This window comes from Salinivibrio costicola subsp. alcaliphilus, from assembly GCF_001996185.1.
In the GTDB taxonomy this organism is placed as follows: domain Bacteria; phylum Pseudomonadota; class Gammaproteobacteria; order Enterobacterales; family Vibrionaceae; genus Salinivibrio; species Salinivibrio costicola.
Map to the genome: position 1 here is coordinate 1 of NZ_MUFR01000040.1, position 13,239 is coordinate 13,239.

The 13,239-nt window shown below is 49.3% G+C and carries 13 protein-coding genes; 4 read left to right on the forward strand and 9 right to left on the reverse strand.

Translation table 11 applies throughout. From position 1 onward, the window contains the following. Nucleotides 1–305 precede the first annotated feature (305 nt). Together tyrA and BZJ21_RS12620 are read right to left on the reverse strand one after the other, a co-directional pair. Entirely contained in the window at nucleotides 306–1,439 is a 1,134-nt protein-coding gene (gene tyrA, locus BZJ21_RS12615; RefSeq protein ID WP_077669959.1) for a bifunctional chorismate mutase/prephenate dehydrogenase, read from the reverse strand. A 3-nt stretch (nucleotides 1,440–1,442) separates the two neighbouring features. Further along, a complete protein-coding gene (locus tag BZJ21_RS12620) occupies nucleotides 1,443–2,519 on the reverse strand; it encodes a 3-deoxy-7-phosphoheptulonate synthase (RefSeq protein ID WP_021022054.1) in 1,077 nt (358 codons plus the stop codon). 178 nt (nucleotides 2,520–2,697) lie between these two features. Between BZJ21_RS12620 and BZJ21_RS12625 the strand changes: the two genes are divergently transcribed. Further along, on the forward strand, nucleotides 2,698–4,392 hold the full coding sequence (locus BZJ21_RS12625) for a sensor histidine kinase (protein WP_021022055.1): 1,695 nt from the start codon (nucleotides 2,698–2,700) through the stop codon (nucleotides 4,390–4,392). Next, nucleotides 4,389–5,102, forward strand: a complete 714-nt coding sequence (gene btsR, locus BZJ21_RS12630) for a two-component system response regulator BtsR (protein WP_021022056.1) — start codon at nucleotides 4,389–4,391, stop codon at nucleotides 5,100–5,102. The genes BZJ21_RS12625 and btsR overlap by 4 nt, the downstream gene beginning before the upstream one ends. Before the next feature lie 21 nt (nucleotides 5,103–5,123). Here btsR and BZJ21_RS12635 read toward each other — a convergent pair whose 3' ends face one another. From BZJ21_RS12635 to ffh, 7 genes are all read right to left on the reverse strand, one after another. After that, entirely contained in the window at nucleotides 5,124–5,513 is a 390-nt protein-coding gene (locus tag BZJ21_RS12635; RefSeq protein ID WP_021022057.1) for a DUF2799 domain-containing protein, read from the reverse strand. A gap of 127 nt (nucleotides 5,514–5,640) precedes the next feature. Then, nucleotides 5,641–7,071 (reverse strand): carbon starvation CstA family protein, encoded by a 1,431-nt coding sequence (locus tag BZJ21_RS12640; protein WP_077669960.1) that lies wholly within the window; start codon nucleotides 7,069–7,071, stop codon nucleotides 5,641–5,643. 244 nt (nucleotides 7,072–7,315) lie between these two features. Next, complete coding sequence (gene rplS, locus BZJ21_RS12645; RefSeq protein WP_021022059.1) at nucleotides 7,316–7,669, reverse strand: 50S ribosomal protein L19; 354 nt, start codon at nucleotides 7,667–7,669, stop codon at nucleotides 7,316–7,318. A 28-nt stretch (nucleotides 7,670–7,697) separates the two neighbouring features. Next, the gene (gene trmD, locus BZJ21_RS12650) at nucleotides 7,698–8,453 is read right to left on the reverse strand and encodes a tRNA (guanosine(37)-N1)-methyltransferase TrmD (RefSeq protein WP_077576447.1); all 756 of its coding nucleotides are present in this window, start codon (nucleotides 8,451–8,453) and stop codon (nucleotides 7,698–7,700) included. A 25-nt stretch (nucleotides 8,454–8,478) separates the two neighbouring features. Next, nucleotides 8,479–9,006 (reverse strand): ribosome maturation factor RimM, encoded by a 528-nt coding sequence (gene rimM / locus BZJ21_RS12655; protein WP_021022061.1) that lies wholly within the window; start codon nucleotides 9,004–9,006, stop codon nucleotides 8,479–8,481. 28 nt (nucleotides 9,007–9,034) lie between these two features. Next, on the reverse strand, nucleotides 9,035–9,283 hold the full coding sequence (gene rpsP / locus BZJ21_RS12660; RefSeq protein ID WP_021022062.1) for a 30S ribosomal protein S16: 249 nt from the start codon (nucleotides 9,281–9,283) through the stop codon (nucleotides 9,035–9,037). Nucleotides 9,284–9,489: 206 nt separating this feature from the next. Then, nucleotides 9,490–10,872 (reverse strand): signal recognition particle protein, encoded by a 1,383-nt coding sequence (gene ffh, locus BZJ21_RS12665; RefSeq protein ID WP_077459766.1) that lies wholly within the window; start codon nucleotides 10,870–10,872, stop codon nucleotides 9,490–9,492. A 181-nt stretch (nucleotides 10,873–11,053) separates the two neighbouring features. On the opposite strand from ffh, the gene BZJ21_RS12670 reads away from it, so the two are divergent. Beyond that, on the forward strand, nucleotides 11,054–11,854 hold the full coding sequence (locus tag BZJ21_RS12670) for a cytochrome C assembly family protein (RefSeq protein ID WP_021022064.1): 801 nt from the start codon (nucleotides 11,054–11,056) through the stop codon (nucleotides 11,852–11,854). Between the two features lie 68 nt (nucleotides 11,855–11,922). Further along, a complete protein-coding gene (locus BZJ21_RS12675) occupies nucleotides 11,923–13,209 on the forward strand; it encodes an HlyC/CorC family transporter (RefSeq protein WP_077646079.1) in 1,287 nt (428 codons plus the stop codon). The last annotated feature ends 30 nt before the right edge of the window (nucleotides 13,210–13,239 follow it).

The window sequence follows — 13,239 nt, forward strand, 5'->3', positions numbered from 1 at the left end:
TTCAAGCTTCTGCTGTTTGGTTAAAGTCACTTTCATAGGTAGGAATCATGATCCTGTTTCTACGTAAAATCAAGCATCTTCAATGATCACGGGTATACCAATATATAAATACAAAATCGATTGAAAAATCACTCCTCACTGAAGATATGATGTTTTTTAGGATCAAGATCTCACTCTAGTGACCTCATTATTTTTATTCCATTGCTATCTATGACAGATAAGGTATTTCTACTCTATCAAAAAACCAGCCAAGCGGCTGGTTTCGGTATAGATTTATCATCTATTATCGGAGTGGTTTACATAAGCTAGGTCGCGGTTCGATGGGTGGCGTCGTTGGCTTGTCGCAATAAGCCTTGGCTTTCTTGTAAAAAGCGAGAGGCATAATCGCCAAACCAGTTTTCCACTTGCGCAAACGCATCGACAAAAGTGGCTTTGTCGTGCTGTTCAAGCAAATCAATCGCTTCGCCAAAACGCTGGTAAAAACGCTTGATCATCGCCAAGTTTTGCGGTGAGGACATAATAATATCCGCATACAGCCCCGCATCTTGAGCGAACAAGCGCCCCACCATGGCAAGCTCTAAGCGATAAATCGGTGAGCTTAGCGCAGTAAGCTGGTCGAGGTTGGGGTTTTCTTCTGCCAGATGGACCCCGTAAACAAACGACGTAAAGTGACGTAGTGCTTGGATCAGCGTCATGCCTTCATCATGCTCAATGGCACTGATCCGGTTTAACCCGGCGCCCCAAATACGAAACTGCTCTAGCAACCATTGGTATGCCTCAGGCTGTCGGCCATCGCAATACACCATTACCTGTTTAGCAAGGCTGGCCACATCTGGGCCAAACATGGGGTGCAGGCCAACCACTGGGCCGGAGTGCACGGATAACATCGCTTGTAGCGGACCGGATTTCACCGAAGTGAGATCCACCAATAAGCAATCGTCTGGCAGCTGGGTCAGTTTACTAATGACCGTTTCCGTGACGTCAATCGGCACCGAGACCACCACCATCCCCGCATCGGCCAGCAGGGCATCGGCATGCTCCCAATCCTCTTTATCCAGCACCGCAACCTGATAACCCGACAAACGGAACAAGCGAGCAAATAAGCCACCCAGCTGGCCTTTACCCCCAATCACCACCACCTGACGTAAATCTGGGTTTAGACACTTAAAGCCAGAGTCATTTTCACTGCTGTAAGACTCACGCATGGTGCGACGCAGCACATCTTCAATTAAATCCGGTGGCACCCCTTGCGACTGTGCTTCTTGACGACGCGAAGCGAGCATCGCCGCCTCACGGTCCGGTGCATAAATGGGCAAGCCATGCTGGCTTTTCACCTCCCCCACTTCTGCTACCAGCTCTAAACGGCGCGCGAGCAAGCTCACCATTTGTTTATCGACATCGTCTATTTGATCGCGCAGTCGGCTGAGTTCCGCCACCATGGTTTAGTCCTGTTGAGTACGTTGTTGAAGAGAGGTTGCCAGCTCTTGGTGAGCATGACGTAACAATTGTTCGGTAGACGCCCAATCAATGCAAGCGTCCGTGATCGACACACCGTACTCCATCTCATCTTTAGACAAATCCGCCGATTGGTTACCCGCGTTAAGATGGCTTTCGATCATCAGACCAATGACAGAGCGGTTACCTTGTTTGATTTGATGGATCACATCTTCTGCCACCAATGGCTGGCGGCGGTAATCTTTACGTGAATTCGCGTGGCTACAATCCACCATCAGGGACGGGTTGAGTCCCGCAGCTTCCATTTGCTGCTCGCATTCGGCGACGGAGACTGAATCGTAGTTGGTTTGCTTACCACCACGTAAGATCACATGCCCATTAGGGTTACCTTGCGTTGTAAGCAGTGCCACTTGGCCCGCTTGGTTGATCCCCATAAACCGGTGCCCAGACGCGGCGGCTTTCATCGCATTAGTGGCGGTGGCCAGATTGCCATCAGTACCGTTTTTAAAGCCGATTGGCATCGACAAACCACTGGCCATTTCACGGTGGGTTTGTGATTCGGTGGTACGTGCGCCAATCGCCGCCCAGCTAAACAGATCACCAATGTATTGCGGGCTGATTGGGTCCAACGCTTCAGTGGCCAACGGGATCCCCATTTGTGCTAAATCCGTGAGCAGACCACGCGCTTGCTTTAAGCCAGATTCCACATCAAAGCTGCCATCCAGATGCGGATCGTTGATTAACCCTTTCCAGCCAGTAGTGGTCCGCGGTTTTTCAAAGTACACCCGCATGACAATAAACAGGTGATCGCTGAGTTCATCCGACAAGGCTTTCAAACGGCGCGCGTAGTCTTTCGCCGCTTCGACATCATGAATAGAGCAAGGACCACACACCACCAACAAGCGATGATCGCGTTTATGAATAATATCCGCCACTGTCTCGCGTGCCTCACTGATAGCAGCCCGGGTACTTTTTTCAATAGGGAACTGCGCGCGAAGCTGCTCTGGCGTCAAGAGCACCTGCTCATCACGGATATGAATATTGGTCACCGAATCTTGCTGCATAGCCTTGCCTTTAATGTTCATCATGTTTTACACAAACAATACCAGCCTATATTTTAAAAGCAATACAAACTGTACTTATTTATTTACTCTGTAATTAATAATTTACACTGGAGATTACAATAGAGTCTTACAACGGCAACCGTTACTATAGCGCATTGGTTTTTTTGTGTGGGTCGTTATGGCACTGATTCTCTCACTTCTTCAGCAAATGAGCGTCTATCTGGTTATCGCCTATTTGCTCAGTAAAACACCGGCATTTATGCCACTGCTGAGTATTTCGGGGCGACTGTCGCATAAAGTTGTTTGTTATTTTCTTTTCTCTGGCTTTTGCATTCTCGGTACCTATTTTGGCTTGGGGATTCAAGATGCAATTGCCAACACCCGTGCGATCGGCGCAGTCATGGGCGGATTACTAGGCGGTCCATTTGTGGGCTTTTTGGTCGGGCTAACCGGCGGTTTACATCGCTACAGTTTAGGCGGCTTTACTGACTTGGCTTGCGCCATTTCGACCACGGCAGAGGGCTTGATTGGTGGTGTAATGCGCTATTTGGTGTCGCGCAATCAAACCAGCCGTTTATTCTCTCCCACAGTCGTGTTAGGGGTAACCTTCGTTGCCGAGTTAGTGCAGATGGCGATTATCCTCGCGGTCGCTGAACCCTTTAGCCGCGCGTATGAGCTGGTTAGCGCGATTGCCGCCCCCATGGTGATTGCTAACTCTATTGGCGCGGCGATGTTTATGAGCATAATTGTCGACCGGAAAACCCTGTTCGAGCGCTATTCAGCGGCATTTTCCAGCAAAGCACTCAAAATTGCTGAACGATCGGTCGGCCTTTTAAGCAGCGGGTTTAATCAACAAAGCAGTGAACAAGTCGCTGCCATTATTCAGCAAGAAACCGGCGTTGGGGCGGTGGCGATTACCGATAGAGAAAAGATCCTTGCGTTTACCGGTATTGGCGATGACCACCATCTCCCCGGTACGCCAATTGCCTCTGATTACACCCGTCGCGCGATTGCCGATGATCAGCTGATCTATATTGATGGTGCGGATATCCCCTATTGCTGCTCACTTTCTCCTTATTGCAAGTTGGGATCAGTACTGGTGATCCCACTACGCGGAGGCGATGGCTATGTACTGGGGACGGTGAAGCTTTATGAGCCAAAACGTAAGCTCTTTTCGGCCATTAATGTCACCATGGGCGAAGGGATCGCCCGATTGCTCTCGAACCAGATTTTAACCGGCCGTTATCAGCGTCAACAAAGTTTGCTCACCCAGGCCGAATTAAACCTATTACGCGCCCAAGTCAATCCGCACTTTTTGTTCAATGCCTTAAATACGATTAGTGCGGTGGTCAAACGCGAGCCAGAGCGGGCACGCCAATTGATCCAACATCTATCGACTTTCTTTCGCAGTAACCTTAAGCAAAACCGCGAGACCGTCTCGCTTGAGCAAGAGCTGAATCACCTTGATGCCTATTTAGAGCTCGAACATGCCCGTTTTGCCGATCGCATGAGTGTGGAGAAGCAGATTGATCCCGCTATCTTACACGCGGTGATCCCAAGTTTTACCTTACAGCCTTTGGTCGAGAATGCGGTGAAACATGGGATCAGCCAATTGATGGCAGACGGCAAAATTATTATTCGTGGCTGGCAAGAAGGCGAATGCCTGTATTTACAAGTGGAAGACAATGCCGGGCTTTACCAACCCGCAGCACAACACTCAGGACTCGGCATGCGTATTGTTGATAAGCGTGTACGAGGGTTGTTTGGCGGCCAATATGCGCTAAAAATGACCTGTCAGCCTGATATATGGACACGGGCAACCGTCACTTTGCCCTTCACGTATCAAACGCCCAATAAGGAGAGAGAGGCATGATTAAGGCATTGATTGTTGATGATGAGCTGCACGCCCGCGAGGCGTTGGAAGACGAGTTGCTAGCGGTAGGCGGTGTTGACATCATAGGGCAATGCAACAATGCCATTGACGCACTGAAAGCCATCAATCAAACCCGTCCAGACGTGGTGTTTTTAGATATTCAAATGCCGCGAGTGACGGGATTAGAGCTGTTAGCCATGCTCGATCCCGATACCATGCCCAAGGTGGTATTTGTCACCGCCTATGATGAATATGCGGTACAAGCATTTGAAGAAAATGCGTTCGACTACCTATTAAAGCCCGTCGAAACCGTGCGATTACAAAAATCCTTGGAAAAACTCACTCGTGAGCTACGCCAGAAAAACGACTACCGAGCAATGACACCAACGTTGGATTTGCTTCCCTGTGCGGGACACAGTCGGATTACATTGATCCCACATCAAGAGGTCGAAGTTGCGCGGACCGCTTTAAGTGGCGTCGCACTGCTCACCGCACAAGGCGAGTCTACCACGCACCTATCACTCAAGGTCTTGGAGGACAAAACCCCCTTAATACGCTGTCATCGCCAATACTTGATTCACCCCGCCGCTATCCGCGAAATCCGCTTACTCGACAATGGCCTTGCCGAGGTGATTACCTCCTCAGCGCATGTTGTGCCGGTGAGCCGACGTTACTTAAAAGCGTTAAAAAATCAATTGGGGCTTAACTAACCCAGACTTATACGCCAGTGCTCAATAAAATAGGCTATTAGATTGGCTTTGAGAATCGTGATGACCACGCTGCCATTCCATTCTAAAACGCTGAGATCCTGGCCGACTTTCACATACGCCCATATACGGATTTCCGTCTAGCCCAAGCTGATAGGCATGAGCAGGATCGCAGTAATCATCAATACCATGGATGTAGCCTTGCTCGTAGTCGAGATAATTTGCATTCATCGGCCCAGTCGCTTTATTTGCCAGAGTTTGTAAATCTTTCACGGATCGCTGTGGCAAACCACGCTGACCATCTTGCTCCCCCAAGCCATACCAATTTTGATCGTCAACCAAGCCTTGGGTGGTAGAAGCAGCGCACCCGGCCAAAAGTAAAACGGCGAATAATAAAAAAAACGTCTGTTTCATGCCCTGTCCTACCCTCATAAAAAAGCCTCAGTAAATACTGAGGCTTAGATCTTAGCGTATTTGACTGAATATTGCTTGAAGACCAGTCATATAGCTGAGCGCAGACCCATCAGCTATAACGCCTTACCTATAACTGCTTTTCATTGGCGATTAACTGCGAATTGGGTTTATAACCGATAAAGAACCCAATCGTGGCGGCAACGGTTGCCCCGACACCAATCATGGTAGCGATATTCATTGGTAAGCTAAAACCGATTTCGGCATTGGCCAAATAAGTGACAGTTACCGCGGTCATAAACATCGCAGGAATGGTGCATACCCAGTGCAGCTTATCACGCTTAATAAGATAGGCTGCCGCGGCCCACAACATGATCATCGCGGTAGTTTGGTTAGCCCAGCCGAAGTAACGCCAAATCACGCCAAACTCCGCTTTGGTGATCAAAAAGCCGACCACAAACATGGGGATCGCAATCATCAGGCGCTTCACCATCGGTTTTTGCTGAATATTCAGAAAGTCGGCGATAATCAGACGCGCAGAACGGAAAGCAGTGTCGCCAGAAGTGATCGGCAACACAATCACTCCTAATACCGCCATAATGCCGCCGACCGTGCCAAGTAGCGAGGTGGAAACCTCATGCACCACCGCTGCCGGGCCACCGTTAGCGAGCGTTTGATTAAGCGCGTCACTCGATTCATAGAAGCTTAAGCCCAGACTACACCAGATAAGCGCAATCACACCTTCACCAATCATGGCGCCATAAAAGATAAACCGGCCTGACTTTTCATTCTGCATACAACGCGCCATTAATGGCGATTGGGTGGCGTGGAAGCCTGATACCGCACCACAAGCGATGGTGATAAACAGTAATGGCCATAGTGGCAGATCGGTCGGATGGAAGTTGGTGGCAAAATCGAGCCCTTGGCTGTAGAAGCTGTGATCGCTCACGGCCAAGCCGATAATCAAGCTCACCGACATAAAGACAAGCAAAGCGCCAAATATAGGATAAAAACGGCCAATAATTTTGTCTATCGGCACCACGGTGGCCAATACATAGTAGGCAAAGATAATGCCCACCCACAGCGCCACGCTCATTTCTGACAGACTACCTAACAACTTGGCTGGACCGAGCACAAACACCACGCCCACCAGCATCAAGAGTAACACCGCAAAGAAGTTCATAAAATGTTTAGCGAAGTTACCGAGATGCTCGCCCACGACAGAAGGGACAGATGCGCCATTGGCACGCACACTGAGCATACCAGAGAAATAATCATGCACGGCGCCGGCAAAAATGCAGCCAAACACAATCCATAGCATGGCAACAGGGCCATATAACGCACCGAGTATTGGGCCAAAAATCGGACCGAGGCCTGCAATATTAAGCAGTTGAATCAGATATACTTTCTTATCTGACAGTGGCACAAAGTCGACACCATCGTTCATGCTCATGGCCGGGGTCGCTTTTTGCGGTTTTGGCCCAAAAATTTTGGTAATGAAAGTGCCGTAGGTAAAGTAGCCGACAATCAAGGTCACTACGCAAAGTAAAAACCAGGACATAATTGCTCTCCGTGTCGTTAGCAGCGCTGCTGCCAATCTTTTAGTAGGGGACAGATGCCATTTTGCCGATTGCGTTGTCGAATACACGCGCTTTAACGGCGAGTGGTCGCCGGTGCAGATAAACGGTTGTAAACAGGATTAAGTGGTGAGGGCGGTGAAGGGTGAGGTGTGAATGAGCCGATTGGCCATTAAAAAAGCCCGTCCTACAGGACGGGCTTTTGAGCAATAAACGCCATAGGGGCGATTACTTCTTGTTAAGACGCTCTTTGATTCGAGCTGACTTACCAGAACGCTCACGCAGGTAGTACAGTTTGGCACGACGTACTGCACCGCGACGTTTAACAGTAATGCTGTCGATAACTGGCGAATGGGCTTGGAAAGTACGCTCTACACCTTCACCGCTAGACATTTTACGTACGGTAAATGCAGAGTGTAGACCACGATTGCGCTTAGCGATAACCACACCTTCATATGGCTGCAGACGCTCACGGTTACCTTCTTTTACTTTAAGCTGTACCAGGACAGTGTCACCTGCTTGAAACTCAGGCAGGTCTTTTTTCATTTGCTCGTCTTCGAGCTGCTTGATGATGTTACTCATTATTTATAACCCTAGAATAAACTGAAACTCAATTTGATTCGGCACTTGCACGATGTTCTTTGATGAACTCGGCAAGTAGTGATTCCTGTTCGTCAGTCAGAGCTAGGTTTTCCAGGAGCTCTGGTCGTCGTAACCAAGTGCGACCTAGCGATTGTTTTAATCGCCAGCGACGAATGTCCTTATGATTACCGGATTTTAGCACCTCTGGTACCACCAACCCATCTAACACTTCAGGACGCGTGTAGTGTGGACAGTCTAACAACCCATTGGCAAAGGAATCTTCCTCTGCTGACGCCATATCGCCTAGCACACCCGGTACAAACCGAGCAACAGCATCGACTAACGTCATCGCGGGCAGCTCGCCCCCACTGAGCACAAAATCTCCCACTGACCATTCTTCGTCAACGTGAGTTTGAATAATGCGCTCGTCTACCCCTTCGTACCGGCCACAAATCAAAATAAGTTTATCATTGCTCGCCAGCGACTCGACCCCCGCTTGATCGAGCTTGCGCCCTTGCGGAGAGAGGTAAACCACTTTCGCTTTATCGCCTGCGGCTTGTTTAGCGGCATGAATCGCATCGCGCAAAGGCTCTACCATCATTAACATGCCCGGGCCACCGCCGTAAGGTCGGTCATCGACCGTACGGTGTTTGTCGTGGGTGAAATCACGCGGATTCCACGTTTCGACGTTTAACAGCCCTTTTTTTACCGCTTGGCCCGTGACTCCAAAATCAGTGACCGCTCGGAACATTTCTGGAAACAGGCTGATAATGCCAACCCACATATTTCCGCTCGCTTACTGTTGGAGTTTAAAAACCAGGATCCCAGTCAACTTCGATCCGTTGAGCAGTGCGATCAATCGACTTGATGACCTGCTCTTCAAGGAACGGAATTAAGCGTTCCTTTTTACCAAAAGCATCTTTCAGGTTGGCTTTAACGACAAGCACGTCGTTCGAGCCTGTTTCAAGCATGTCAGTCACAGTGCCGAGGTGATAGCCTTTTGCATTCACCACGTCCATACCAAACAGCTCACGCCAATAAAACTCTTGATCTGATAAAGCAGGAAGCGCTTGTGCACTGACTGCAATCTCAGCATTGGTCAGCATCTGCGCGTCTTCGCGCTGATCCAGCCCCGTAAGTTTGGCGACATACCCTTTATTGTGGCGTTTCCAGTCTTCGACCTCGAAACGTTGCCACTGCCCGCGCACCTGGATAAACCAGGGTGAGTAGGCAAAAATGCTTTCAGCATCTTCAGTGTAAGAAAAAATCTTGAGCCAGCCTCGTATGCCGTACGACGAGCCTAGCTTGCCAACGACAATCGTCTCTTGCTCACTCATTTCTTCTTTTAACCCTGACACTGATCAATTACGCCGCTTGCGCTGCGTCTTTGACTAGCTTAGCAACACGGTCAGAAACCGTTGCGCCTTCGCTAACCCAGTGGTTTACGCGATCCAGGTCAAGGCGTAGTTTCTCTTCCTGGCCTTGAGCAACAGGGTTGAAGAAACCAATTTTTTCGATGAAGCGACCGTCGCGCGCCTGGCGGCTGTCAGCTACAACGATTTGATAAAATGGGCGTTTTTTCGCGCCATGACGTGCCAAACGAATGGTTACCATATCGTCCTCATTTGCATTACTTAATAAAATTGGCCCCGTTTCGCGTAAGCAATGCGGGGCCTCGTGCCAAAATAAAGCTCGGGAATTTTACTCTTTATTGCTGTGAATGCAACTGGTTTAGTCAAATTTCCACCAGCTGTCCCCAGCCTCACAGCGAGTTATCAAGCCTGCTAGCACTGGGCTGACAAGCAAAATATCGAATCGGATTAACCCATGAATCCGCCAGGGCCGCCGGGGCCACCACCGGGTGGCATCATGCCCTTCATTTGGCGCATCATATTGCGCATGCCACCTTTTTGCATTTTCTTCATCATCTTCTGCATTTGGGTGAACTGCTTAAGCAAGCGGTTGACGTCTTGCACCTGGGTGCCTGAACCGGCGGCAATCCGCTTTTTGCGTGACCCTTTGATGATTTCTGGACGCTGGCGCTCACGCGGTGTCATCGAGTTAATGATCGCTTCCATCTGCAAGAACATTTTATCATCAACGTTATCTTTCACGTTATCAGGCACATTGGACATGCCAGGCAGCTTATCCATCATGCCCATCATGCCACCCATGCCCTTCATCTGCTCAAGCTGATCACGAAAATCGGCCAAGTCGAAGCCTTTCTTCTGCTTGAACTTCTTGGCCATTTTCTCGGCTTTGTCTTGATCGACATTACGCTCGAGATCTTCGATAAGCGACAGCATGTCGCCCATCCCCAAGATACGGGATGCCACCCGGTCAGGATGGAAAGGTTCAAGTGCGTCTGTTTTTTCACCCACACCCAAGAACTTAATCGGTTTACCGGTGATATGACGCACCGACAGTGCGGCACCACCTCGGGCGTCACCATCAACCTTGGTCAGAACCACACCCGTCAATGCCAATGCATCGTTAAAGGCTTTGGCGGTGTTCGCCGCATCTTGGCCTGTCATGGCGTCTACTACGAACAGGGTTTCAACGGGGTTGATCGCGCGGTGAACGTCTTTGATTTCGCCCATCATGGCGTCATCGACATGCAAACGACCCGCCGTATCGACGATCACTACGTCATAAAATTTTAGCTTGCCGTGCTCAACCGCGGATTGAGCAATATCGACTGGATTTTGGTCAGTGCTGGACGGGAAAAAATCAACCCCCACTTCGCTAGCCAAGGTCTCCAACTGTTTGATCGCCGCCGGGCGATACACATCGGCAGACACCACTAACACTTTTTTCTTTTCTTGCTCGGTAAGCATCTTACCCAGCTTACCCACACTGGTGGTTTTACCCGCCCCTTGCAAGCCCGCCATCAAAATCACTGCGGGCGGCTGCGCCGCAAGATCCAATTTTTCATTGGCGTCGCCCATCACCGCTTCAAGCTCAGCTTGAACAATCTTGATAAACTCTTGCCCTGGGGTCAGGCTTTTAGAGACTTCAATGCCAACGGCGCGTTCTTTGACGCGTTTAACAAAATCACGAACCACAGGGAGCGCGACATCGGCTTCCAGTAGCGCCATACGCACTTCGCGCAGGGTTTCTTTGATATTGTCTTCCGTTAATCGCCCACGGCCGCTCACATTTTTGAGCGTCCGGGATAAACGTTCTGATAAGTTTTCAAACATGCGTTACTCGCCCACTCGTCCTATTGGCCCATGATTTTTCATCTGGGTGCAATCGCTGTCGCGAAATTACTGAGATTATACCGCAATCCCCCCATCACTTGCATGTATCGATAGCGACAGAGATTGAGGCAAGGTATACTCACACCTTCATTCTTATTGATTAACTGACTGATCGGTGACGATGGAAATTCTGACAGCCTTGTTGGCATCACTGCTTTATCTGGCCGCCATTTTGCAGATCATCCCCGGCTTGTCCAGCAACAATCAAATTAGTGCGAAGCCGGTCTTTTTCACCGCACTGGCTGCGCTGGCGTTGCATGCTTATCTGCTCAAAGATCTGATTTTATCAGGAAGTGGGCAGAATCTTAGCATGCTCAACGTCGCCTCCTTGGTGAGTTTTATCATTGCGATGATGACGACCGGGCTAATTTTCCGATTGCGGCTATGGTTCTTGCTGCCGGTGGTTTACGCCTTTGCAGGACTAAACCTTGCGAGCGCGACCCTGCTGCCCGGTGCCTTTATTACGCATCTTGAATCACACCCAGAGGTGCTATTACACATTTCTCTGGCTCTGTTTTCATACTCAACATTGATGATTGCTACCCTGTACGCATTGCAATTGGCTTGGCTGGATTATCAGCTCAAACACAAAAAGCGCCAGGTGATTAATCATAATGTTCCTCCTTTAATGATGGTGGAGCGTCAGCTTTTCAACATCATTTTAGTCGGACAAGTATTATTAACACTCACTCTAATCTCTGGTTTTGTCTTTGTCGATGACATGTTCGCGCAAGGAAAAGCGCACAAAGCCTTCCTCTCGATGGCCGCTTGGGGGGTCTATGGTGTGCTCCTTTGGGGGCATTATCAGTCCGGCTGGCGTGGACGTCGGGTAGTCTGGTTTAGTATCGTGGGCGCGTTTCTCCTTACTCTGGCCTACTTTGGTAGCCGGTTTGTTCGTGAGATATTGATTGCAGGCTATTGATTACGCGCATTTAGCGTAAACACTCGAGCACACGCTCTGATTTTAAAACAAACGTAAGGAACAGTTCGTTGGACGACATATCGACGGGAATATTAATTTCCCTTTTGGTATTGCTTATCGTCATTTCCGGTTATTTTTCCGGGTCTGAGACAGGCATGATGGCACTTAATCGGTACCGGTTGCGCCACCTCTCTAAATCAGGCCACAGTGGCGCTAAGCGGGTCGAAAAACTGCTTACTCGGCCAGACCGATTGATTGGGCTTATTCTGATCGGTAATAACCTGGTAAATATTCTTGCCTCTTCAATCGCGACCGTCCTCGGGTTACGTTTGTATGGCGACGCAGGGATTGCGATCGCAACCGGTGTGTTAACGATGGTGATCCTGGTGTTTGCCGAAGTCACGCCCAAAACGCTGGCTGCTCTTTATCCAGAGCGCGTATCGTTTATTAGCAGCCATTTGCTCACCATCCTAATGAAGGTGTTTTATCCGCTTGTTAGCCTGGTGAACTTTATCACCAATGGTTTTTTGCGCTTGTTGGGAATAGGCGCTAAAGCCGACGGCAAAGATAATCTAAGCACCGAAGAGCTGCGAACCATTGTCAACGAAGCCGGTAGTTTGATCCCCCGTCGTCACCAGCATATGTTGCTATCAATTCTAGAGCTTGAAGAGGTGACCGTGGATGACATCATGGTGCCACGCAATGAGATCACTGGGATTAATATCAATGATGACTGGAAGTCCATCATGCGCCAATTCACGCATGCCCCGCATGGAAGAATGGTGTTATATCGCGATACCATCGACGAGGTGGTTGGGATGCTGCGCGTCCGCAAAGCCTATCGCCTGATGGTTGAGAAAAACGAATTTAATAAAGAGACGCTGCTTCGCGCCGCCGATGAAGTCTATTTTATTCCGGAAGGCACGCCACTGAACGTACAAATGCTTAAATTTCAGCGTAATAAGCAACGTATCGGCTTAGTGGTAGACGAATACGGCGACATGATTGGCCTGGTGACGTTAGAAGACATTCTCGAAGAGATCGTGGGTGAGTTTACCACCTCTTTATCACCGAGCTTGGCCGAAGAGATTACGTCATTGACCGATGGTGGCTATTTGATTGAAGGTAGCGCCAATATTCGCGATTTGAATAAGAGTCTTAACTGGACCTTACCCACTGACGGCCCCCGTACCCTCAATGGTTTAATTCTCGAGCACTTGGAGGATATCCCTAAAAGCCGCTTGAGCATTGAAATTGATGGTCACCATATTGAAATTGTCGATGTTGCCGACAATATGATCAAGCAAGTCAAAGTCCTCCCTACAGACCAACCCGACGCCAATATTAGTGTTTAGACCATGCAGCGCACAACGTTAACTCTCACA